This is a genomic window from Umezawaea sp. Da 62-37 (genome assembly GCF_032460545.1).
In the GTDB taxonomy this organism is placed as follows: Bacteria; Actinomycetota; Actinomycetes; order Mycobacteriales; family Pseudonocardiaceae; genus Umezawaea.
The window spans coordinates 1,343,574-1,366,027 of sequence record NZ_CP135965.1 but is presented as its reverse complement, the minus strand read 5'-3'; the positions used below and the strand labels follow the sequence as shown (position 1 = coordinate 1,366,027).

Annotated in this window: 24 protein-coding genes and 1 pseudogene; 11 read left to right on the top strand and 14 right to left on the bottom strand. The window is 68.6% G+C overall.

Annotated elements, in window-relative coordinates:
* Window positions 1–29: 29 nt before the first annotated feature.
* Window positions 30–851, bottom strand: coding sequence for a helix-turn-helix domain-containing protein (locus tag RM788_RS05670; RefSeq protein ID WP_315934983.1), 822 nt, complete (start codon window positions 849–851; stop codon window positions 30–32).
* Between the two features lie 586 nt (window positions 852–1,437).
* Between RM788_RS05670 and RM788_RS05665 the strand changes: the two genes are divergently transcribed.
* A complete protein-coding gene (locus RM788_RS05665; protein ID WP_315930439.1) occupies window positions 1,438–2,406 on the top strand; it encodes a helix-turn-helix domain-containing protein in 969 nt (322 codons plus the stop codon).
* A 2-nt stretch (window positions 2,407–2,408) separates the two neighbouring features.
* Complete coding sequence (locus RM788_RS05660; RefSeq protein WP_315930438.1) at window positions 2,409–2,843, top strand: SgcJ/EcaC family oxidoreductase; 435 nt, start codon at window positions 2,409–2,411, stop codon at window positions 2,841–2,843.
* Between the two features lie 93 nt (window positions 2,844–2,936).
* Here RM788_RS05660 and RM788_RS52905 read toward each other — a convergent pair.
* The 5 genes and pseudogenes from RM788_RS52905 to RM788_RS05640 all read right to left on the bottom strand — a co-directional run.
* Window positions 2,937–3,065 (bottom strand): annotated as a pseudogene (locus tag RM788_RS52905) (transcriptional regulator); the annotation flags it as partial.
* 252 nt (window positions 3,066–3,317) lie between these two features.
* Window positions 3,318–4,043 carry a class I SAM-dependent methyltransferase gene (locus RM788_RS05655; RefSeq protein WP_315930437.1) on the bottom strand — a complete coding sequence of 242 codons (726 nt, stop codon included), beginning with the start codon at window positions 4,041–4,043 and terminating at the stop codon, window positions 3,318–3,320.
* A gap of 45 nt (window positions 4,044–4,088) precedes the next feature.
* Complete coding sequence (locus RM788_RS05650; RefSeq protein WP_315930436.1) at window positions 4,089–4,808, bottom strand: tRNA-dependent cyclodipeptide synthase; 720 nt, start codon at window positions 4,806–4,808, stop codon at window positions 4,089–4,091.
* A complete protein-coding gene (locus tag RM788_RS05645; RefSeq protein WP_315930435.1) occupies window positions 4,805–6,322 on the bottom strand; it encodes a class I adenylate-forming enzyme family protein in 1,518 nt (505 codons plus the stop codon). The genes RM788_RS05650 and RM788_RS05645 overlap by 4 nt, the downstream gene beginning before the upstream one ends.
* 455 nt (window positions 6,323–6,777) lie before the next feature.
* A complete protein-coding gene (locus RM788_RS05640) occupies window positions 6,778–7,737 on the bottom strand; it encodes an NADP-dependent oxidoreductase (protein WP_315930434.1) in 960 nt (319 codons plus the stop codon).
* 90 nt (window positions 7,738–7,827) lie between these two features.
* On the opposite strand from RM788_RS05640, the gene RM788_RS05635 reads away from it, so the two are divergent.
* The gene (locus RM788_RS05635) at window positions 7,828–8,406 is read left to right on the top strand and encodes a TetR/AcrR family transcriptional regulator (protein WP_315930433.1); all 579 of its coding nucleotides are present in this window, start codon (window positions 7,828–7,830) and stop codon (window positions 8,404–8,406) included.
* A 48-nt stretch (window positions 8,407–8,454) separates the two neighbouring features.
* Here RM788_RS05635 and RM788_RS05630 read toward each other — a convergent pair whose 3' ends face one another.
* Window positions 8,455–9,168, bottom strand: a complete 714-nt coding sequence (locus RM788_RS05630; protein WP_315930432.1) for an SDR family NAD(P)-dependent oxidoreductase — start codon at window positions 9,166–9,168, stop codon at window positions 8,455–8,457.
* 125 nt (window positions 9,169–9,293) lie between these two features.
* On the opposite strand from RM788_RS05630, the gene RM788_RS05625 reads away from it, so the two are divergent.
* The gene (locus tag RM788_RS05625; RefSeq protein WP_315930431.1) at window positions 9,294–10,178 is read left to right on the top strand and encodes a LysR family transcriptional regulator; all 885 of its coding nucleotides are present in this window, start codon (window positions 9,294–9,296) and stop codon (window positions 10,176–10,178) included.
* A gap of 82 nt (window positions 10,179–10,260) precedes the next feature.
* Here the strand turns inward: RM788_RS05625 and RM788_RS05620 are convergent, their stop codons facing one another.
* Window positions 10,261–10,884: a TetR/AcrR family transcriptional regulator gene (locus tag RM788_RS05620; RefSeq protein ID WP_315930430.1), complete on the bottom strand. Its 624-nt coding sequence runs from the start codon at window positions 10,882–10,884 to the stop codon at window positions 10,261–10,263.
* 44 nt (window positions 10,885–10,928) lie between these two features.
* Here RM788_RS05620 and RM788_RS05615 point away from each other — a divergent pair, with 44 nt between their 5' ends.
* The gene (locus RM788_RS05615) at window positions 10,929–11,798 is read left to right on the top strand and encodes a CPBP family intramembrane glutamic endopeptidase (RefSeq protein WP_315930429.1); all 870 of its coding nucleotides are present in this window, start codon (window positions 10,929–10,931) and stop codon (window positions 11,796–11,798) included.
* Between the two features lie 152 nt (window positions 11,799–11,950).
* Here the strand turns inward: RM788_RS05615 and RM788_RS05610 are convergent, their stop codons facing one another.
* Complete coding sequence (locus RM788_RS05610; protein WP_315930428.1) at window positions 11,951–13,573, bottom strand: sigma-70 family RNA polymerase sigma factor; 1,623 nt, start codon at window positions 13,571–13,573, stop codon at window positions 11,951–11,953.
* A 207-nt stretch (window positions 13,574–13,780) separates the two neighbouring features.
* Between RM788_RS05610 and RM788_RS05605 the strand changes: the two genes are divergently transcribed.
* Window positions 13,781–14,788, top strand: coding sequence for an RNA polymerase subunit sigma-70 (locus RM788_RS05605; protein ID WP_315930427.1), 1,008 nt, complete (start codon window positions 13,781–13,783; stop codon window positions 14,786–14,788).
* Window positions 14,789–14,978: 190 nt separating this feature from the next.
* Here the strand turns inward: RM788_RS05605 and RM788_RS05600 are convergent, their stop codons facing one another.
* Window positions 14,979–15,563, bottom strand: a complete 585-nt coding sequence (locus RM788_RS05600) for a dihydrofolate reductase family protein (protein ID WP_315930426.1) — start codon at window positions 15,561–15,563, stop codon at window positions 14,979–14,981.
* Between the two features lie 360 nt (window positions 15,564–15,923).
* On the opposite strand from RM788_RS05600, the gene RM788_RS05595 reads away from it, so the two are divergent.
* A complete protein-coding gene (locus tag RM788_RS05595; protein WP_315930425.1) occupies window positions 15,924–16,412 on the top strand; it encodes a hypothetical protein in 489 nt (162 codons plus the stop codon).
* A 210-nt stretch (window positions 16,413–16,622) separates the two neighbouring features.
* Here RM788_RS05595 and RM788_RS05590 read toward each other — a convergent pair whose 3' ends face one another.
* Window positions 16,623–16,946: a helix-turn-helix transcriptional regulator gene (locus RM788_RS05590; protein WP_315930424.1), complete on the bottom strand. Its 324-nt coding sequence runs from the start codon at window positions 16,944–16,946 to the stop codon at window positions 16,623–16,625.
* Between the two features lie 391 nt (window positions 16,947–17,337).
* Between RM788_RS05590 and RM788_RS05585 the strand changes: the two genes are divergently transcribed.
* From RM788_RS05585 to RM788_RS05575, 3 genes are read left to right on the top strand one after another with little or no spacing between them, the layout of a single operon-like run.
* On the top strand, window positions 17,338–17,577 hold the full coding sequence (locus RM788_RS05585) for a hypothetical protein (protein ID WP_315930423.1): 240 nt from the start codon (window positions 17,338–17,340) through the stop codon (window positions 17,575–17,577).
* 24 nt (window positions 17,578–17,601) lie between these two features.
* On the top strand, window positions 17,602–17,766 hold the full coding sequence (locus RM788_RS05580; RefSeq protein WP_315930422.1) for a hypothetical protein: 165 nt from the start codon (window positions 17,602–17,604) through the stop codon (window positions 17,764–17,766).
* Entirely contained in the window at window positions 17,763–18,257 is a 495-nt protein-coding gene (locus RM788_RS05575) for a hemerythrin domain-containing protein (RefSeq protein WP_315930421.1), read from the top strand. Before RM788_RS05580 ends, RM788_RS05575 begins: the two co-directional genes overlap by 4 nt.
* Before the next feature lie 96 nt (window positions 18,258–18,353).
* Here RM788_RS05575 and RM788_RS05570 read toward each other — a convergent pair whose 3' ends face one another.
* Entirely contained in the window at window positions 18,354–19,265 is a 912-nt protein-coding gene (locus RM788_RS05570; RefSeq protein ID WP_315930420.1) for a LysR family transcriptional regulator, read from the bottom strand.
* 112 nt (window positions 19,266–19,377) lie between these two features.
* On the opposite strand from RM788_RS05570, the gene RM788_RS05565 reads away from it, so the two are divergent.
* Window positions 19,378–20,013 (top strand): LysE family translocator, encoded by a 636-nt coding sequence (locus RM788_RS05565; protein ID WP_315930419.1) that lies wholly within the window; start codon window positions 19,378–19,380, stop codon window positions 20,011–20,013.
* Window positions 20,014–20,338: 325 nt separating this feature from the next.
* Here RM788_RS05565 and RM788_RS05560 read toward each other — a convergent pair whose 3' ends face one another.
* Entirely contained in the window at window positions 20,339–20,893 is a 555-nt protein-coding gene (locus tag RM788_RS05560) for an NADPH-dependent FMN reductase (protein ID WP_315930418.1), read from the bottom strand.
* 8 nt (window positions 20,894–20,901) lie between these two features.
* Window positions 20,902–22,413 carry an MFS transporter gene (locus RM788_RS05555; RefSeq protein ID WP_315930417.1) on the bottom strand — a complete coding sequence of 504 codons (1,512 nt, stop codon included), beginning with the start codon at window positions 22,411–22,413 and terminating at the stop codon, window positions 20,902–20,904.
* Between the last annotated feature and the right edge of the window lie 41 nt (window positions 22,414–22,454).

Sequence of the window (22,454 nt, the reverse complement as noted above, 5' to 3'; positions counted from 1 at the left end):
GTGTCGTGAGCTGTCGCTCTTGTAAGAAATCAATCGGCGGGCAACGGCCAGCCGTCCAGCACGTGACCGGGGTGTTCGCGCAGGAACCGCCGCCGGACTTCGACGTACCGGGTCGGCGTGAGCCCGGTGAACGCCCGGAACTCGTGACCGAAGTGGGCCTGGTCGAAGTAGCCCGCGCCACCGGCGAGGTCGCCCCAGTCGACCGGTCCGGCGGGATTGATCGAGAACACGGTGGCGGCGAAGCGGTAGGTGCGGGCCAGCCGCTTCGGCGTGACGCCGACGAGTTCCTTGAACCGCCGTGCCAGGTGGGTGTTGCTGACACCGGCCGCCACGCTCAGGTCGCCGATCGCCGCCGCCCCGCTGGTCGCCGCGATGACGCTGCTCGTGTGGCGGACCAGCCCCAGGCCGGTGGTCTCGCACAGCCGTCGCATCAGCTCTTCCTCAAGCAGCGTCAGCATCTCGTGCGGTCCGTCCGCCATGGCCAGCCGATCTCGCAGCTCGACAACCGCGGACCGGCCCCAAACCTGCTCCAGCGTCACCGGTCGGTCGCACAGCTCGACCGCGGGCATCGACAGGAACGGCGCCAACCCCCACGGCTTGACGTGCACACCGACCGACCGGGTCCGAAGTGGATAGCCGAACTCGAACGCGCGGGTGGGCGTGCTGACCACGCAGCCGTCGGCGTACTCGGCCGCCTCGACGTCGGTGCCGGCGCGGATGCGGAACGGCGCCCCGAGGTTGACGATGAGCAACGCCCCCGGCATCGGCGGCAACGTCAGCCGGGCGTACGGCGGCACACCCTCCAGGTAGTAGAGGTCGTGGATCAACCCGTTCAGCGGCGATCCCGGCACCCTGGACACGTACTCCACCCCCACAGCATCGCCGACGCCCCGCCGGCATCGCGCGCCGGGATGGTCCAGCCGCGCTGCCGTCAGCGTCGAGCCGTTGCTGCCCGAACACCCCGCCCGCTGAGCCCTGGCCGCCGACCACACCGTTCTCGATGGGGGTCAACGAGTGGAGGTGTCGCGGGTGCGGGCGGTGAGGGATCCGCGCAACCAGGCCTGATCATTGGCGGGCCGGACTGATGTGCCCTCGGTTCCCTGGAGTCGGCTTGGTGGACCTCATGGAACCCAGGGCACATCAGCGCGGCCCGCTTCCACCTCGCTCCTGGTCACCCACCACGGGTTGGCGTCATGATCCGCGCCACCGTCGGCAACGCACCGACCAGCACCATCACGGCGGTGAACACCGCTCCGCCCGCGACGATCATGCCAACGGTCGTCATCGATCCACATGGGACACCCGATGGGAATTGCCCTCGGTCATCCGTCTCCGATTGTTGGTGATGCCCTCGCCAGAGGTGCGAATGCTTCAGCAAAATGGCACGTAGATCAGTCGGCGCGCTCGATGAGCGCCGACCGGCGCTATCGTGGGCTCGTGGTCACGGACATCGAGATCTTTCAGGAGATGTTGGCGGCCAGCGGGCTGCCGCCTGTGCGCAGCGGGCGGCACGACCAGCGGGAATTTCGGGCCGGCGTCGTGTCCGGCGATCTCGGGCCGCTCAGGATGATCGAGCTGGACACGCCCGAGGGCGAGTGCTTCCGGGATGCGCGGACCAGCCGTTCCGTTGACGAGGAGTGGTGGCAGATCGAGCTGATGGTGCGAGGACAGGCGCGTGTCGAGCAGGGCCGTGGCACGGCCGATCTCGGGCCTGCCGACCTGGTGCTCATCGATCCGGCGCGGCCGGTCCGGTTCGCCAGCACCGCTTCCACGCACGTGAGCATCCTGGTGCCTCGGCATGAGCTGCGGCTTCGTCCGGGCGATGCCGCGCGCCTGGTCGGCGCGCGCATCAGGGGTGATCGTGGTCCTGGGGCTCTGGTTTCCGCGCTGGCGCGGGACGTGGTCCGGTCGCTGCGGGGATTCCGACCCGGTCCGGCGGAGAGGTCGGCGGCCGCGGTCATCGAGCTGATCTCGGTGACGCTGGAAGCCCAGCTGGACGACGAGGTGCGCCCGAGTTCGGACGCGGCGCTGCGTGACCGCATCCTCGGCTGCATCGAGGCGCGACTGTCCTACCGGGAGCTTGCTCCGGCCATGCTCGCTGCGGCCCACCACATTTCCGTACGCCGCCTGCACAAGCTCTTCGAAGATCAGCCGGAATCGGTGGCGGCGCTGATCCGCCGCCGCAGGCTGGAGCGGTGCCGAGCTGATCTGACGCAAAGCGATCGCACGGTCACGGCGGTCGCCGCGCGCTGGGGATTCGCTGATCCGGCTTACTTCAGCAGGCTCTTCAAGGCGACGTACGGCTGCAACCCGACGGCGCTGAAGTCCTACAACCGTGCACGGAATGTCAAGGCGCCCGCCGCGCTGCCCGACGAGGATGGGGATCGCCGAAACACAGAAAGGTGATCATGGAACAGTCGATCGAGGCGATGAGCGCCATCCCGATCCGAATGTACGAAGCGTGGAACCGCGGAGACGTCCCCGGCTTCTTCGCCGACTTCGCCGAGGACGTTCTGTTCGCAGAGCTCGAGGGAACCATCTACCGGAGCCGCACTGACGCGATCACGGCGCACGAGGAGCTCCTCGGCACGGTGCTGAAGGGCTCCCAACTGGTCCGCAGCGAGTTGATGTTCGCCCGGATCGTCAGCCCAGGCGTCGGCGTGGTGCACAGTCGAGTCGGAATCCTCATGCCGGGCGAGGACGAGCCGGCGTCGACGCGCTTCTCCATGCAGCTCTTCGTCGTGGTGTGGCGGGATGACCGGTGGGTGGTCGCAGCCTTGGAGAACGCGCGCCTGCTCTCGCTGAAGACCATGGCGGCCCTCGAGTCCCTGACTGACGAATAGCCGAATCACACCGGTCGAAGAGCTCACCACCGCGGTCCGGCTCCGACAGATCGGGGAACTCGGGGCTCTCAGCCGAGAGTTCCTCGACAAGGTCGGGGCGCCCGATCCCACGCCCGCCAACGCGCGCAACCCCTCGACGCAGCCGGTGATCACAGTGTCCCAGTCCACGAACAGGTTGCGCGCCAACGGATGCAGGAACAGGCAACGGGCGACGTTGCGCCGTTCGACCGACCAGCTCCGAGATCGGTTCTAGCGGTTCATCCAGGCCCACCAGGGCGATCACTGGCGGCTGTGGAATCCCGCGTCACGCATCCTCGAGGAGCGGCGCCCCTCCCTCGAGCACCACAGCCGCGGAGTACTCATCGATCACGAGGGACGGCCACCCACGCGTCCGGTCCGCCGAGGGCGGTAGTGACCCCTGAGCGCCCTCGACAGCCGCTGTCGAGGGCGCTCAGGGGGAAGATCGGTTCGCGGTTATTCCTTGTACGCGCTGAGGAGCAGCCCGGGCGGATTCCGGAGCAGCCGCCCGAGGAGCGCCGCGCTGTCCTCGGAGACGGGGGAGTGCGTCATCTCCTCCCAGCCGACACGGGTGAACCCGGCGGACTCGACTGCTCGTACGAGGCTCGCCGGTGGCCAGTAGTGCACCTGCACCGAGGCGGGGGGAGTCGCCCGGATCGTCACGGTGAAGGGGTCACCCTCGTCCATGTCGGCCGGGCGGTCCACGGAGAAGCCGAACTCCTGTGCCGCTTCCGTGTCGCAGTCCGCGTTCCCGACGTAGGCCAGCAGCCTGCCGCCGGAGGCCAGGTTCGAGGCGATCCGCTCACACATCCCGGCCAACGCCGCGGCGCCGTCCGCGTAGTGCAGCACGTTGACGGCGACGACCACGTCGAACGCGCCGAGGGTCGGCATCGTCGCCACGTCGTGGACCTGGTACTCGATCCCCAGCGGCTCCTCGGCTTCGGCGGCCTCGGCGAGTCGGATCATCTCGCCGGAGGAATCCGTCCCCATGACCTGCTCCGCGCCCTTCCGCGCGATCAGGCGGGCGTAGGGGCCGTCGCCGCAACCGACGTCCAGCACCCGCTTTCCCCGCACCGGGCCCAAAGCGCGGAAGAAGGACGGGAACTCCACGTTCTCGCGGTAGAAGTGGATGGTCTTCTCGATGTCGCCGAGGCGCGCGGCGAGGGCGTCGTACTGCGCCATGGGTGCCCCTCTCGCAGTGGTTCGGTGTGCGGTGGGATTGTCGGGCTACGTCGGGCGGATGGTGGCGTACGCCTGGCCGGGCGCGGCCCGGAGCTGGGACTTCCCCGAGAAGATGAACTCCGCCAGCGGGAGTTCCCGGTGGTAGAAGTTCAGCGACGTCGGGACGCCGAAGATCTCGCTCGACGCCAGGAAGAAGGGGAGTTCCGAGGTCAAGTAGCCCATGGCCTGGTCGATCTGGTCGTCGTCCGCCGGACCCTCGTGCCCCTTCGCGGCGAGGACCTCCCTGGTCATCTCGGCACAGGTCCGGAAGAGGTCGTCGTCCTCCTTCAGCGCCTGTTCGCACTCCGCCAGCTTCTCCTGGTAGACGGCGTCGGAAGCCAGGTCCGAGATCCGGTGCACGCCGTCGGCGGCCCGCGGTCCTCCGTTGCTCTCCCAGGCGCGGTCCACCCTGTTGTTCAACACGTTGATCTCGCTGCGGGCCTTCTTCGCCGCCCGCTGCGCGTCGTAGCCGAGCGCCTGGTAGGTCCGTGCCAGCGCGGAGTCCGGGATGACGACGTCGACCTGGTCGAACTCCGAGCAGAGCCAGCCGAGGAGTTCCTCCAGCCGAGCGGGTCGGAAGTAGCTGTTCCCCGGACTGACCCCGAAGACCACGTGCTGCCGCTGCTCCCAGACCACGCGCGACGCCTCGGTGAACGGTTCGACGGTGAAGAGTCCTCGTGGGTGCACCGCGTTCTGCCCCGAGTGGTCGGTTCGCGCCGAGCTCACGTCCACCGTCCGGTGCCGGGGTGGTCGGCGCCGTTCAGGTACCGCCGGCGGAGCGCTTCCCGGAGGATCTTCCCGGTTCCGGTCCGGGGCATGTCCTTGAAGTCGATCACGATCGGGTCCGCCAGTTCGGGCAGTCCCCGCACGGCCCTCTGCCACTGCGCCTTGTCCAACTGTCCGTCGGGTGAGGCCACGACGGGTACCGGCGGTCCGTCGACCACGGGGAGCAGCGCGACGTCGTGCCCTGGGGGCAGGTAGTCGACGATCACGTCCTCGTGCTCGAGGCAACTCCCACCGGGGACGTGGTTGACCTCCCGGTCGAGGAGCTTGAGCGCGCCGGTCCTGGTCTTGACGCCGATGTCGCCGGTGTTCCACCACTCGCCGACCGCCTTCTCCTGCCAGCGCTCGGGTTCCTTGTAGTAGCCGACGCACCGCGCCTTCGTCCGCGCGAGCACGAGGCCCGGCTTGCCGTTCGGCAGCGGTTCGAACGTCTTGGGGTCCACGACCTTGAGCTGGACGAAGCCGGGCATCGGCCGACCCACCTTGCGCGGGCCCGGCTGCTGGTCACGCCGTCTGTTCGCCCGGTACCGGGTGATGGCGGTCATGCCCATCCCGCCGGTCTCCGACTGCCCGTAGCCTTCCCGCCAGGTGGGGAACCAGTGCTTGGACGCGTTCAGGAAAGTCCGGATCGTCGGCCATCGCATCGCGTCGAAGTTGCCCACGAACATGCGCACCGAGGAAAAGGCGCCGCCCTTGTTCTCCTTGGCGAGCCTCTCCATCTGGAGGAAGTCGATCGGCAGCGCTTCGATCACCGTGGGCCGGTGCTGCCGGAACATCGGGCCCACCACCTCGGGATCGTTCTCGCTCATCAGCAGCACCTTGGCGGGCGACAACGTCAGGACCGAGTAGATCCAGGTGAAGGAACGGACGTGCACGTACGGCAGGAACATCGCCACGGTGTCGTTGCGGCCGAAGGTGATCGGCGGCAGGTGGCGGCATTCCAGCCTGGCCATCTGACCCTGGAGCTTCTCCGGGGTGTACATGATGAGCTTCGGGATGCCGGTCGTGCCCGAGGTGTGGGTGAGCATCATCAGGTCGTCGTCGCGGCGCGGGACGGGCGTCGGGTCGGCGCCCCCGAGGACGTCGGCGAAGGCGATCGAGTTCGGCACACCGCCGTCGAGGCACAGGGTCCGGTCCGCGAACGAGGAGAGCGCGCTCCCGTCGGAGCCCTTCTCCTCCAGCAGGCGCTGGTTGCTGACCAGCAGTTTCGGTTCGACGCGCTGGAGCAGCGGGCGCACCGTGTCGGGCAGCATCAGCCCCGACAGCATGACCGGGATCGCGCCGATCCTGACTCCCGCCGCGGCGAGCAGCAGGCAGTCGAAGTGGTTCTCCTTGTACACGGCGATCCGGTCGCCGGGACGAACCCCTGCCGCGTGCAGGGCGCCCGCCGTGTTCCGCACGCATTCGGCGATCGCCGCCAGATCGAGGATTCGTTGATCGAGCGGGTCGATGTCCATCGGTCGACTGAGGCGGAAGAGCATTGATTTACCTATTTCCGCCCTGCGGTCGAAAAGGAGTCCGAGACTCGATTTCCACAGTTTCATTCCAGACACTGATTCCCCCGTTTCAGTGAAGCGACTCTGCTCTTTCGCAGACGTTACGGTTGGGTAACGTGGCCGGTCAAGAGGGTTCCGTTGAGACACTGCGGGTTCGCGCGCGATGTGGCCGTGATTCGGTGAGGATCTCGGCCGGCCTCCGCGAGCTGGGGGTTCCACGATTTCGTCTTCGATTTTTGGTGCGAAGGAATCGATCCACATCATCAGTGGTGTGACGTGGGTCACTTCGGGATGTGCGGCGGATGTACCAACCGATTCGACCGAAAGCGACGGACCAAGCGCCCAGAGGCGAGTATTCGATTCAGCTCATATTTCTGAGATCGCGACGTTCCGAGGTTGGTGTCCGCCAACCCCTCCTACAGGTCGATGACGACCTTCCCCTGCACGTGCCGCCCCGCCTGGAGTTCCACCGCGGCACGGATCTGCTCGACCGGAAAGCTCGCCGCGATCGGCACCCGGAGCTGGCCGGTCGCAACCAGGCCGGCGATCTCCTCGAGGGCGCCCTGGGCTGCGTTGGCGCCGTTCGCCGGCGTGATCCCGTCGACCTGGGTGGCGATGGTGGTGATGCGCGCGTCGGGTACGCCGAGTTCGCGTGCTGCCTGCGCCGTGTCCGTCCCGTGCAGGTCCATGGCCGCGGTGACGCCGTCGGGAACCAGCGCACGGACCCGGTCGACCAGGCCCTCGCCGTAGGTGACGGGCTCGGCCCCGAGGGCGTGCAGGGCGTCGGCCGAGGTCGCCGACCCCGTTCCGATCACCCGCGCGCCCGCGAGGCGTGCGAGCTGCACGGCGAACACGCCCACCCCGCCTCCCGCGCCGCCGATGAGCACCGTGTCACCTGGGCTGGGGTTGACCACGGCGAGAGCCGCGGCCGCCGTGCAGCCCGCGATGGTGAGGGTGGCGGCGGTGCGGTCGTCGACGCCATCAGGGGTGTGGTGCGCCTGGCCGCCCACCGCGATGGTCCCCGCGACGTCCACGACGACGTGGTCGGCGACCGCGCGGGACATGGCGCCGCCGAACACCCGGTCACCGACCGCGAACTCGCTCACGCCGTCGCCGACCTGGTCCACGATCCCGGCGTAGTCGGTGCCGAACCCGCACGGCAGGCTCAGGCCGAATCGTGCGGCGGTGTCCGCGTCGGAGGTCATGAACCAGTCCATCGGGTTCAGTCCGGCCGCGGTGACCCGCACGCGGATCTGTCCCGAGCCGGCCTGCGGCACGGGTACCTCGCGGATGGTCAAGGCCTCCGGTCCGCCGAACGACTCGAACCGGACTGCCCGGCTTGTGGTCGGCGCTGTGGTGGGGTTCGTCTTTTCCATGCTCTTGTCTCCTGTGGCGGCTCGCGAGGCACGTAAACGGACTACGCTTCGTTTCAACGCCAACCTAGCACAAGTGGAGCGTGATCCGTTTTGGTTACCGCAGAGACCCGGAGACCGCGGGCGGACGCCACCCGCAACCGCCAACAGCTGCTGGACGTGGCGACCAGCCTTTTCACCTCGGCCCAGGCCGAGCCGTCGATGCGTGCGATCGCCCACGAGGCCGGGGTCGGCATCGCCACCCTCTACCGGCACTTCCCCACCCGCGAGTCGTTGGTCGACGCGGTTTACCAGGACCAGGTCTCGCGGCTCACCACCGGTGCCCGTGAGCTGCTCGCCCAACTCGATCCGCCCGCGGCGCTACGACGCTGGATGGACCTGTTCGGGGAATGGATCGCGACCAAGAACGGGATGCTCGACACGCTGCTCGCGATGGTCGAATCGGGTGAGATCGCCCATGCCGACACCCGGACCGAACTGCTCGAGGCCATCGAGCACATCCTCGAAGCCGGACGTGCGAGCGGTGAACTCCGCGCCGACGTCTCCGCCGAGGACGTAGCCGCCGCTCTCGTCGGCATCTTCACCGTGGCAGGCTCGCCTGAGCGCGAAGCCATGGCGGCTCGCCTGCTCAACCTCCTGATGGACGGACTCCGGCTCTCCGCTTCCGGCTGACCCGAGGTGCCCGGCGACGGACCGGATCGGGAAGCGACCGCCGCGCTCTCAGCCGACCAAGGGGAACTCCGGCTGCTCGGGGCCGTGCGGGATGTCGATCCGCTCCTCGCCGGTGCGCAGGGCCCGCAGGATCACCCGACCGACGTACTCGGGCGAATGCGCGACCAGCCCGGCGGGGAGGCTGCCCGCGGGGTAGAACTCGGTGTCGGTGAGCGACGGCAGCAGCAGCGTGACCTGGATGTTGTCGTCCAGCAGTTCCAGTCGGCCCACCTGGCTCAGCCAGTTCACCGCCGTCTTGGCGGCCGGGTAGATGGCGTTGCCCGCCATCGGCATCCCGGTGGCGCCCGAACTGATGTTGACGATGCGCCCGCGCCCGGCCGCCCGCATGTGCGGCAGCACCGCCTGGATGCTGGTCACGACGCCCACCACGTTGAGGTTCAGCAGGTCCAGGAACGCCTCCGGGGTCGTTCCGTCGATCGTGGACCCTGCGCCCGCCCCGGCGTTGTTGACCAGGCCGTCCACCCGTCCGAACCGGTCGACGGTGGCCTGCACGAGCGCCCTGACCTGGTCCGGGACGGTGACGTCGGTGGGGACGGCGAGCGCCCCGTCGAGTTCCTTGCTCAACACCTCGAGCCGGTCGGCGCGACGCGCGGCCAGGACCGGGTGCGCACCGGCCTCGTGGAGGAGCCGCGCCGTCGCCGCACCGATTCCGGACGATGCTCCGGTGACGATGACGACCTTGTCGTTCAAGGATTCGTTCACGTGCTGGCTCCTGGTGTTGTCGAATCTCGATGCGGACCCGCGTCGCGGCGGGGCCGACATCCAGTCAACGACGGTTGCGGCCTCGGAGGAAGAACCACCTCACTATCGAGCGATACCCTGGTGGTATGGATCATCTCGAGACGCGGCAGCTCCGGTACTTCGTGGCGGTGGCCGAGCTGGAGCACTTCGGGCGAGCCGCCGAGCGGCTGGGAATGGCCCAGCCGCCGCTGTCCCGCGCGATCCGCGACCTCGAAAGGCAGCTCGGCGTGCAGTTGCTGGTCCGCACCAGCCGTCGGGTCGCCCTCACCCCGGCCGGTCGAACCCTGTTGGAGGAGGCCCGGATCGCCCTGGACGCCGTGGCCACGGCCGGGAACCGGGCCCGCCACGCCGGACAGGACGTGCCCGCGTTGCGGCTGGCGCTCAAGGTCGACCACGACGCCGGACTCCTCCCGAAGATCCTCGACGCCTACGACGTCCTGCCGGTGGAACTCCTGCTGGGCGGATACGGCGAACAACTACCGGCTCTGCACGACGGACGAGCCGACGTCGCGCTCCTGACGGCACCGTTCGACGAGCGCGGGATCGACAGCGAGCCGCTGATCACCGGGCCCCGCCTGGTGGCACTGGCCGCGTCGGACCCGCTGGCGGCGAGGACCGGCCTGCGGCTGGCCGACCTGGCCGGTCGGCTCCTGCCCTACGGCACACCGGCCGAGAAGGGCAATCCGAAACCACCGTTCGATCACCACGAGCCGTTGGACCACTTGCAGATCTTCAGCCTGATCGAGGTGGGCAGCGCCGTCTGGTTCCTCCCCTTCTGGCTCGCCGAACGCTTTGCCCGTCCCGGCATCGCGTACCGCCCGGTGGAAGGCCTCGAACCTGCCACCCTGACCGTCGCCTGGCCTGCCCGGTCACGCTCCACCGCAGTGGCCGCCTTCGTGCGGACCGCCCAGCGGATCGCTGGTGGAACCGCGCCGTACGACAACACGTTCCCACTGATCCACCCCGCGTGAGCGGCGTGCCATCGGCGGCAGCACCAGCCGGGCGTATGGCGGCACACCTTCCAAGTAAACGAGTCCGCGAGGCGAATGCGGATCAGGAGTGTGCGGTCGACGCGACGAGCCCCAGTTGTTCGCGCACCGTCGCGCGCAACTCCTCGGAGGAGAGCCGGTCGGGAAAGCTGACCGCCTGCAGGGTCAGGCCGTCCATGACGACGTGCAGATGTCGGGCCCACTGCTCGAGGTCGGCGTCGGGCAGTTCATCCCCGATCACCTCCGGCGCCGCGACGTTCCGGCTCAGGCCGACCACGACGCGGCAGATGTGCCGCGTGCCGGTCCACGCCGTACTTCGCAACTCCCGCAGCGTGTCGTCGACGCGGAAGCGGACCATGAAGGCCAGCCACACGGTCGCCTCCACCCGGCGTTCCTCGTCCAGCGGCAGCATGGCCTCCAACACCATCCGGGCGCGGTCGGCGGGGGCGTCGTCGGACCGGAGGCGCGCCTCGACGCGAGCGCTGATGTTGCCGCCGACGGCGAGGGCGGCGAAGCGCAGCAGTCCCTCCTGGGTGTCGAAGTAGTGCCGGAGGCCGCCCATCGACACGCCCGCCTGCTCGGCGACCCTGCGTACCGTGGCGCCCTCGATCCCGTGGCGGCAGATGACGGCCCACGCGGCGCGGACGATGTCGGCGCGGCGCTCATCGTGATCGACGACCTTGGGCACACCGTCGTTATAGCACGCTTGTGCGGTCCTGTTACCGTACAAGCGTGCGGAATAAGATCCGGTCCAAGGGCGCGGTTGTTCTCGTTCTTGGCCTAGCGGTGATCATCGCCTCCGCGGTGGCGCTCGCGCTGACCGGGAACGGGCAGGTGCGCTATTCGGCCGACCACACCGACACCATCCCGTTCTGGCACAGGTGGGTACCGGCGCTCATCGGCATCGCCCTCGTCCGACTCACACCCCCGCAGACCAGCCAACTCTCCACCTCGGAGATCAGGACCCGCCCGGCAAGCGCTCTCCGGGGCCAAGCGCTGGTCTTGCTGGCGGCCGCCGTGCTGTTCGCGGTGGTGCTGCGACTCGCCGGGGGTGGGGAACCGGCCCACACACTGCTCAAACTGCCGCTGCTGGTCGGAGTGCCCGCTGTCCTCTTCCACCTGGCGAAACGGCCTGGGGAAGGTGCGGCCGGCGGCGACATCACCAGGCCGTGGCGCCGCTGGGGACCGGCCGTACCCGTGGTGACGTGGTTCGCCCTCGCTTACACCGGCCCGTTCGCCGTCCCGAACCAGAACCCGTTCACCGGAGTGGACGCCGTGACGGTGGTGGCGACCGTGGTGGTCGTGTTCGTCGTCAACAGCGTGGTGGAGGAGGTCTTCTACCGCCGCTGGCTCCAGACGCGCTGGGAGGTGCTGCTCGGACCGTGGCCGGGCATCGTCCTTGCGTCCCTGCTGTGGGCGGTGTGGCACATCGGCATCCAGAGCACGGGCTCCCTGCCGGTCGACCTCGCGTCAACGGCGGTCAACCAGGGCGTCACCGGGCTCTTCCTCGGCTACCTGTGGAGCCGGTACCGCGTGATGTGGCCGATCTTGACCGTCCACGGTGCGATGAACGCGGCACCGGTCCTGGTCGCGCTGCTGTAGCGGATGGCGTTGACCATCGCCGATCCTCGGCCCGACAGGACGAAGTACCGTCCTGAACCGTGCGACTGCCTGACCGGGCCGGGTGTGTTGTCGGAATCCGGCGTTCCATGATCGCGTTCGTCCACATTCGGCGGCTAGCAGGCTCTACGAAACTACTTCTTCGGTGTGATGGTGATGGGGACCTCGATGAGCAGCGGGGGACCGGAGTCCGTGGTGGCGGTGATCGTGCCGCCTTCCGCCTTGGGGCCCGCGAGCAGGCGGAAGACGAACGTCACCGAGTCGCCCGGTCCGAGTTCCTGTTGCGCGGTGCAGGTCACCGTGCTTTTGCCCGCTGGGCAGCCAACGGTCTGCGTTTTGCCGTCGAGTCCGACCGGAACGGTGCCCCGCAGGTTGTTGCCCGGCCCCACGACTTTGATGTCGTCGGGCAGCGACAGCACCATCGTCGTGGGCGGTGCGGGCGCTGAGCCGGTGTTGCGGATGGTGATCGGGAAGTCGGTGGGCGGCCCGCCGGTGGACGTGGTGAACCCACTGGGCGCGGTCGACACGAGAGCGGGTGCGGCGGCGGTCGTGACTGGCGGTGCAACGGCGCTCGGTTCGTTCGATTCGCTGGTCGAGCCGGTCGGCTCCGAGGTGCTCGGTGCGGTGGGAGCCGACGAGGTGGTGGCCTGTCCGCTCGGCGCCGCCGGTCGGGTCGTGGTGCTCGCTACGGGAGGTTCGGCGACGGCAGTGGGGGCGATCGGGTGGTCCGGGGAGCGCACTCCCGAACCGACGGCGATGGCGAGCAGCACCGCCGAGCCCGCCACGCCGAGCCACTGGGCCGCCGAGGCACCGGTACCCGGGCCGACCGACACGACCGCGCTCGCTTTACCCGCGCCCGCGGCGAGGTAGCCGGTGACTCCCACGCCGAGCACCAGGGGCGCGACGATGCCGCGCAGCGTGCCGTTGACGTCAGCCAGTTCGGCGGTCAGCGACCGGCAGTCGGCGCATTCGTCCAGGTGCGTCTCGACCTGGGCGGTTTCGCGCTTGGACAGGCCGCCGCGGGTCCAATCGCCCAATTTGGTGGCCGTGGCCCGGCAACGCTCGGAGGGGGTGTGCGCCACGTGCGCCTGGAGGTAGGCGTTGCGCAGGCCCTCACGTGCCCGGTGGGCCAACGCGGAGACCCCGTTGGGGGTCAGGCCCAGCAGTGGCGCGACCTGGGCCGGGGTCTGGCCCTCGATCGCGGTGTGCCACAGCACGGTCTGCCAGCGGTCGGGAAGGCTGGAGAACGCCTTGGCGGCCAGCGACCGGTCCAACCGCGCCACCGCCGTGTCGTGGAACGGCAGGCTGGTGCTCGTCGCGACGCCGGGGACGGTCTCCACGTCGTCGGTCAGTTCGAGCTTGCGGTCCCGCCGGGTCTTGTCGTAGGCGGTGTGGCGCAACGTGGTCAGCAGGTACGCGCGGAAGGCCGAATCGGGGCCGCCGCCCGCGCGGAGCACTGAGAGGACTTTGGCGAAGGCGTCCGACACCAGGTCGTCGGCTTCGATCGGAGACCTGGCCAGCTGTCGGGCCAGGTTGTGGGCGGCGTGGACGTGGCGGGTGTAGAGCAGGCCGTAGGCCAGGGTCGTCCCGCCTCGCACGGCGTCGACCAGCTCCGCGTCCGAAGGTGGCGTCAGCGAAGGGTCCCGTACGGCGCTGACCGGTCCGGCGGTGAGAGCGCGGTCGAGTTCGGCGCGCAGGACCACCGCGTCACCAGCTTGACACCGGCGCAAGTCGGCTTCGTTCAGACGCCCGATCACCGGCCGTCCTTTCACGTTGTATGAGGTGGGCTCAACTCTATCCAGAGCGCTTGTCGGCCCTCTCCGCGAGTCGTTGTGAACGGGGGGAAGGTCCGTGAGCCTGTTGCCCTGACGAACGACCCGGTGTCAACGGCTTCACCGATCAGAAATCCTCCGCCACGCCGTCAGTTCTGGTAGCCCCTCGCACCGGTGGAAGGATTGACGACCATGACCGACCTCGAACCGCTGGGCGCCGACGAGGCCACGTTCATCACGGCGGCCCGCTCAGGCGATGCGGCGCGGTTCGCGCTCATCACCGAGCGCCACCGGCGTGAGCTGCAGGTGCACTGCTACCGGATGCTCGCGAACTACGAGGACGCCCAGGACATGACGCAGGAGACGTTCCTGCGAGCGTGGAACAAGCGGGAGTCGTTCAAGGGCCACGCCGCGCTGCGGACCTGGCTGTACCGGATCGCGACGAACGCCTGCCTCGACTTCCTGGAAAAGCGCAACGACCGCACACCCGTACCGACTGACCTGTCGGGCCCCGACTCCGAGGTGCCGCACCTGCAGCCGTACCCCGACCGGATGCTCCCCGAGGACCCGCAGGAATCGGTGGTCGCGCGGGAGACGATCGAGTTGGCGTTCATCGTCGCCGTCCAGCACCTGCCGCCGCGGCAGCGGGCGGTGTTCATCCTGCGCGACGTCCTCGGCTGGCCGGCGTCGAAGGCCGCCGACGCCCTCGAGCTGACCGTCGCATCGGTGACCAGCGCACTGCAACGGGCGCGCGTGACGATGCGCGAGCAGCTGCCCGGCCGTCGCCTCGACTGGCGGAGCCCCACCACCCACGAGCTGTCCACCGACGAGCGCGGCGTGGTGAAGTCCTACATCGACGCCCATGAGCGCAACGACCTCGACGGGCTGATGTCCCTGCTCCGCGACGACCTGCGCTTCACGATGCTGCCCGATCCGGGCACCGTGATCACGACGGCCGAGGACGCGGTGGACGGCTGGGTCTCCGGCGGGCTCTTCCAACACGGCCACGACGACTGGCGCGGCATCACCACGACCGTCAACCGCATGCCTGCCGCCGTGCTGTACCTGCGCACCCCCGACGACCCGGAGTACCGGCTGTTCGCCATCGCGGTCCTGCGCATCGTCGACGGGAAGATCGCCGAACTCACCGGATTCGACGCCGGCGACAAACCATGGCTGGACCTGCCTCCGACACTGTGATCACACGTCCCGTCATCGATGAGTCCGGCGCATGGGCTGGCTTCACCGAAGTCACCGCGCAGTGGGCACCTCGGGCGGGTGAACACCACCGCCCCGCCGGCGTTGCCGGCGGGGCTTCTCCACGCCCGAAGAACATCGTCACGATCAAGGACTTCGACCCGGCCTCACGGGCCGATCGTCCGGCCCGTGCTCATCGCCTCGTCTCGTACCGGGTCAGCACCACGCCGCCGGGAAACGTCCGCGTCTCCACCAGGGTCAGGTTCACCCAGCTGTCCAGCGCGGTGAAGAACGGCGTGCCGCCGCCCACCAATACCGGCACGGTGACCAGCACGTACTCGTCGATCAGCCCGGCCCGCATGGCCGCCCCGGCGAGCGTCGCGCCGCCGATGTCCATCGGACCGGCGTCCTCGGCCTTGAGCCGGGCGATCTCGGTGACCGCGTCGCCGGTGACCAGGCGGGTGTTCCAGTCGACCGTGCTGGTCGTCGAGGAGAACACCACCTTCGGCATGTCCCGCCAGCGGCGGGCGTACTCGATCTCCGCCGGGGTGACGCCGGGCTGCTGGTCGGCGGTCGGCCAGTGGGAACTCATCGCCTCCCACAGCTTGCGCCCGTACAGCGCCAGGCCCGTCGCCGCCACCCGGTCGGACCACCACTGGAACAGCTCGTCGCTCGGCGACGAGTCCGGCCCCTCACCTCCGCTCCAGCCCAGGTCGTCGCCGGGCGCGGCGGTGTAGCCGTCCAGGGTCACATTCATGCCGAAGGTCAGTTTCCGCATGGCGTCAGCCTCTCGTGAGTGGATCTCACACGTACAGACGGGTGCGGCGCGAAAATCTAATCGGTGCGCGATCCGCGCTCGTGAGTAGTCCTCGCGTTCTGGAGATCGCGGCTCACGCCGAACGGCGCAGTCCGATTCTGCAATATTTCAGGCACGATTCGTGCGGACAGGTCGACCCGCGTCCGCGGTATTCCTGTTTCGCCGCATGGTGGAGCGTCAGGCCGCCGGTGGGTGCAGGCCGAATGGTGGTCACTCGGCGGATGTATTTACAACCTGGGTGAAGCGATTAGGCTGAGGAGCGAGAATTCACTCGAATCGCCCTGACGGCAAGGATTGATAATGAGAACACGTGGTTGGAAGTTGAACTCCAGGCTGGGTCCGTTCGTCGCTGTTGTGATCGCGGCTGCCGCTCTGGTGACAACCGGATCGAGCGCGCAGGCTGAAACGAAAACCCCGGGCTTCAGCACGCCGACGCTGTCCACGCACGCCGGTGGAGTCTCCATCCAGACCACGACCGTGGTTTCCCACGGCATCTGGTCCTGCACGTTGGGTGCAAACCTGCCCAATCGCTGGTACGGCGGCTCAGGCGGTGGTGAACAGGCTTTCGGCTACCTGAACTGCAGTCACGTCATGCCCGAGATCCACATTGAGGTGAGCCTGTACCGCAACGGCTCACCGGTCGCCTCCACCGATAACGACAAACTCTCCGCGTCGATCGCCAACGCGGCTCCGTCCAAGTCACCGCACACGTCGGGGACTTACAAGAGCGGTGCCCTTGCCTCTGTTCGCTGGCCTGACAACACGATCAGTCAGATCCCGCAGATCTTCAGCGGCACCATTTCGCTCTGACAGAAGCGACAAGTGGGACCACGCCTCCCGAATGTGTGGGTCTCCAGGTGTTTCAACCTTTGATCGTGTCGTTGGCGCATTAGCGGATGCGCCACTCCGCCGGTGGTGGGCCGGGTGACCGGGTCGCTTTTCTTGGACTCACGCGCAGGAGTCGTGGGTCGGCGTGGACCTCGGCTGTGTGCTGCTTTGTTAGAAGTTCTCACGTCAGGCCTATCGCGGCGTGGTCAGGTAAGTGCCGGGGGTGTGGCCGGTGACCCGGCGGAACGCGGCGATGAACGCGCTGGGTTTGCGGTAGCCGACCGCTCGGGCGGCGGCGTTGACCGGTGTGCCGCCGGCCAGCATCGGGATGGCGGCGCGGATGCGGACCTGCGTGCGCCAGGTGGCGAAGCTGAGCCCTGTCTCGGCGCGGAACAGGCGGGACAGGGTGCGGACGCCCGCATGGACGTGATCGGCCCAGGCTGTGAGTTCGCGCTGGTCGGCCGGGTGGGCGATGAGCTGTTCGGCGATCGCGCGGGCTCGGGGGTCGGTGGGCATCGATACGTTGCCGCGCTGGTGGTGTTCACCGTCGGGTCGGTGTTGTGCGCGTGCTCGCAGAGCGCGGGGATGCTGATCGCCTCCAGGGCGTGCAGGGCGTGGGTGGCGGGGCGATCATGCCGGTCGGCACGATGATCTGGACCGCGCAGTCCACTAAGGCGCAGATGGGTCGGGTGATGGGCCTGATCGCCGTGCCGATCGTGCTCGCCCGACACTCGGACCGGCCATCGGCGGTCTGCTCGTCGAAGGCGTCGACTGGCGGGCGATCTTCTGGCTCAACGTCCCTTCGGTGTTGTCGGTGTCGTGCTCGCCCTGCGGCTCCTGCCACGAAGCCGCGGGACGACGCGGGGCCGCTGGACGTGACCGGCCGGTCCTGGCCTCCGCTGGGATCGTGGGCATCACCTACGGCGTGGCGGAGATCGGCGTCGCGGCCAGGCAGGACACCGCTGCTGTCGTCGCGCTGCCTGCCGGACTGGCCGCCCTGGTCGGCTTCGTCGTGCACGCCCTGCGGGCGAAGCGCCCGCTGCTCGACCTCGGGCTGTACGCAAGCCGGGCGTTCACCGCGGCGTCGATCGCCACGTTCGCACTCGGCGCCGCGAACTACGGCTGGATGATCCTCATGCCCCTGTAATTCCAGACCGTCCGCGGCGAAGGCGTGATCCTCGCCGGGCTCCTGCTCGCACCGACCGGGCTCGGCGCGCTGCTCGCGGCACCGCTCACCGACCGCTACGGCGCTCAACTGGAGGTCATCGCCGACTTCCTCACGCACGCCACTACCGTGAGCAGGCCGACGACCGACGACCTTGGAGACTTCGCGTGAACTCCCGCCTCACCGCGTTCGGCAACCAACTGATGGAGGTCCACGTCTGGCTGCGCGACCAGTTGGAGGACCTGCGTGACGACGTCGACGCCTACTTCGCGGGCGACGGCCTGCTGCCTCGCGACCTGCGCGCCCACTGCCTCTCGTTCTGCTCCGCCCTGACCCGCCACCACACCGGCGAGGACCGGGTGGCGTTCCCCGAGATCGCCGAGGAGTTCCCCGAACTCCGCCCGGTGATCAGCCAGTTGAAGAGCGACCACAACCGGATCGACTGGATCCTCGGCGCGTTGGACAAGCTCCTCACCGGCCTCCCGGACGAACCGGACCAGGCTGCGAAGGCCCAGGTGATCGCTGAACTGGACGGACTCTCGGCGATCATGGAAACCCACTTCACCTACGAGGAGAAGAAGCTGATCACCGTGCTGAACGGTCTGGACGTGCCGGAGTGGCGGACGGACCGGCCGGACTTCCTGCTCCTGGACGAGGACTGATCACTCGCGGGCGAAGGTCGGCACCGCCACGTCCAACCGCCGTGCTTCCGCCGGCGCGTCCCGGCAGATCTTCCGCGCGACCGGTGGCGGTCATGATCACCCCGACGCGTAGCTGGCGGCTTCCGCTTCAAGAGCGGCGATCATGGTTCGGACCGGTGCGGTGTCGATCACGGCCTGGCGGGTGACCGCCACCGCGTGCCGTACCGGCTGAGCCGCACCGGACAGCTTGCGAACGGCGACACCACTGTGGAGCACGCTCAGGGCCAGAGCAGGGATCAGGGCCAAACCCAACCCGGCCGCGACAAACCCTTGTGCGGGCCAGTATTCGTGGGCTTCGACCGCACGGTCGGGCATGAAACCGGCTTGTGCGAACGCGGCATCAGTGGCTTCAAGACAGCAATCGATCTCACAGGCCAGGCGGATCCACGACTCCTCGGCGGTGTCGGCCAGGTCGATGCCGCGTTTGCGGGCGAGCCGGTGGCCGCGCGGCAGGACGATCCTGAACGGGTCGGTGAGCAGGCGTCGTCGGACGAGCGAGTCGCTCACGGTGGGGTTCTCGTGGTCCTCGATGACGGCGAGGTCCAGGTCCCCTCGTCGGAGCAGGGTCAGCGCGTCGTCGCGTTCGGCGACGCGCAGGCTGATCCGCAGGCCGGGCAGTGTCGAACTGGTCTGCGCGAGGGCACGGGGAACGAGTTCGCCACCGGCCGTGGCGAACGACGCCATTCGCAGCACACCCCGCTCACCTGCGGCCAGCGCCGCGAGCGCGGCCTCGGCTTCGGCCGCGCCGTCGAGCAGGCTGGCGGCGTGCTGGGAGAGCAGCAGACCGGCCGCGGTGGCCCGCACACCCCGGCCCGCGGGCTCCAGCAGGACCGACGCGGTCTGCCGTTCGAGCGCGGTGACGTGCTGGCTCACAGCCGATGGGGTGTAGCCGAGATGCGCGGCGGCGGCTCGCACCGATCCGGTTGTCACCACGGCGTGCAGTGCGCGCAGATGTCGGAGGTCGAGCACCCTTCGACCGTACAGCAATGCTGAACAAACGAGCAGAATTCATCGCTTGTGCTGTGCAGTCCGATTGTCGAGGGTTGGGGCAACCACAGGACGTAGAAGGAGCTAACTCACGATGCCCACCCCCGAGACGCTGCTCGTCTTCGCCGTTGTTTCGGCAGGGATCATGCTCGTTCCCGGACCGTCGAACTTCTTCCTGCTCGCGCACGGGATCAGCCACGGTCGTCGAGCAGCGCTCGCCGCCGCCGCCGGAATCGAAGCCGCGTCGCTCGTGCGCGTCCTGCTCGCGGCGGCAGGGCTCTCGGCGGCACTGGCCGCGTCCGCGGTGGCGTTCACGGCGGTTCGCTGGGCGGGAGTGGCCTACCTCGCATACCTGGGATACCAGGCCTTCCGCACACCCGCCCCGACCGGAGAGACCTCCACGACAGCGGCGGCCACCACCACCCGATCCGTCGGCAAAGGTCTGCTCGTCGGACTGGGCAACCCGAAGATGATGGTCTTCTACCTCGCTTTCCTGCCGCAGTTCATCCACCACGAACGCGGTCCCGAGGCCATCCAGATCCTGGTGCTCGGCACCGTTTTCTGGATCATCGGCGCGGCCTGGGACCTGGCGTTCGCGTGCGCGTCCGGAACGATCGGGAACTGGCTCCGCCACCGACCTCGCGTCGCGGCGTTCCAGCCACGGGTCGAGGGAGCCGCCTACCTGGGCCTCGCGAGCTGGGCCGCGATCACCGGTTCACGATCGAGCTGACCGAAGGTGCGCGTCCGCTTGATGTCGTTGCCGGTGACGTCATGACTGCGCGCGACCGCTACGAAGGATTGGTCGTCGTGATCGGTCGGTTCCGTCGAGGAAGTCAGAGGAGCACTGGTGGTCGTCGTCGTGGACGGGGCGCGTTCGGACGCTGGAGCGGTTCCAGCGTCCGAACAGCGATGCGCACAACGGTTCGAACGAATGACCGCGACTGGCGGTCACCACCAAGCGGGCGTCGGTCGCCGTGTACGCGTGGGTGGAGGTTCCCCCTGTCCGAACCGGCTGGTGGTCTAGCAGCCGGTCCCGCAGGACTGGATCACGCGGCTCAGGTAGCGGGTTGCCCCACCAGGGCGGTGAGGTGTGCCAGTGACTGGGAGATACCCGCCCGCACGTCGGCATCGGTGATGATGCCCTGGTCGTCGATCATGCCCGGACTGACCGGCAGGTGCACGCAGGCGTCCTCGACGATCCCGGCGCCGGTGTAGTTGAGCACCAGGCGCAACGAGGCGTGTGCGTTCGCCGCCTTGGTGAGGTTGCCGGACACGTTGATCCACGCGGTGGGCTTGTCGCCGATCTCGATGCCGCCGACGGTCCAGTCGAGCAGGTTCTTGAAAGAACCGGGCAGCGCGCCGGCGTACTCCGGGGTGCAGATCAACAGTGCCGCCGACTTCTCGATCCGCGTCCGCAGATCCACGACCGCTTGTGGTAACGGTTCCCTGTCGTCGTCGGGGTTGAAGTGCGGCAGATCGGCCATGCCGTCATAAGTCGCGGCGCGAAAACCGTCGGGCATCATGGTTGCCGCTGTGCGCAGCAGAGCCGAGTTGCTCGACCCGTCACGCAGACTTCCGGAAATCAGCAAAATGTCGGAAATGTCATTCATCCCTTATCTCATTCCGTTTCGATGGCAGCCGACTCGTGCAGGTCACTGCCACGGATGAAGGTGTACGCGATGAGCGCGCCCACCGCACATACCGCGGCGCACACCAGCATCACCGATCCGAAGGAGTCGACGAACACCGCCCGCGCCACGTCGGTGACGTCATCGCCCAGTTCGCGGCCAGCGCCCGCCGCGATCGCCCGGCCGATCTCCCGGTCGTGCCCGGCGTCGCCGGTGGCCGAGGTCGAGCCGCCGAAGGCCGAGATCACCTTCGACTGGAACAGGGCGCCGAACGCCGCGACGCCGACGGCCACACCGACCTGCTGGAACGTCTCGCCGATACCGGTGGCCATACCTGCCTTGGCCGGTTCCACGACGCCCACCGACACCACGGACCGCGGCGGGTTGAACATGCCCATGCCGATGCCCATCACGATCATGCTCGGCAGCAGCGACAACCACGAGTCGTCCGGGCCGACCAGCGCGATCAGGCCCATGCCCACCGCGATGAGCAGGATCGAGGTCCCGATCAGCGCGCCGGGTGCGAACTTGGTGACCACGCCACCGGTGACGGCGGCGAACACGAACAGCACCAGCGTCAGCGGCAGCAGTCGCAGACCGGCTTCCAGCGCCGAGTAGCCGAGCACGTTCTGCAGGTAGGAGACCTCGATGAAGATGGCCGCCAGGCTGGTGGCGTTGGACAGGAAGGTCGCCAGCGACAGCCCGAGGAACGTGCGGTTGCCGAACAGACCGAGATCGAGCATGGCGGCGTCGCCCCGCCGCTTCTCCACGATGGCGAACACCACGAGCAGCAGCACGCCGACCACGAACATGGCCAGGACCGGGATGCTCGTCCAGCCGAGCGCGTCGCCGCGCAGGAAGCCGAGGACGAGCAGCACCAAGGCGGCGCTGAACACGACCAGGCCGGGCCAGTCGACGGCAGCCGCGCCGCCGGGGCGGACCTCCCGCAACTTCACCAGGGTCAGCGCCAGCAGCACCACGCCGATGGGCAGGTTGACCAGGAAGATCCACCGCCAGTCGACCTCGGCGAGCAGTCCGCCCAGGGCCGGACCGAACGCCAGCGCCAAGCCGGTCACGGCGCCGAAGAGGCCGAACGCCTGGCCGCGCTCCTTGCCCGAGAACTCCTGCGCGATCAGTGCCGGGCCGACCGCGAACAGCACCGCGGCGCCCAACCCCTGGACGCCGCGGGCGACGCAGAGCACGACCATGTCCTGGGCGGCGCCCGCGGCCAACGAGGCCAGGGTGAACACGACCAGGCCGACGCAGAACACCCGCTTGCGGCCGATCCGGTCGGCCAGCGAACCGCCGGTGAGCAGGAACGCGGCCAGCGCCAGGGTGTAGGCGTCGATCACCCACTGCTGCGCGGTCAGGTCGGCGCCGAGGTCGACGCGGATGTCGGGCAGTGCGACGTTGACCACCGTCACGTCCAGCATCAGCATGAAGGTCGCGACGCAGGCCACTCCGAGTGTCCACCACCGAGTGGTGGACGGTGTTCGCGCCACCGTCGATTCCTCCGGCGAGGAAGCCCCAGCCGACATGTCGT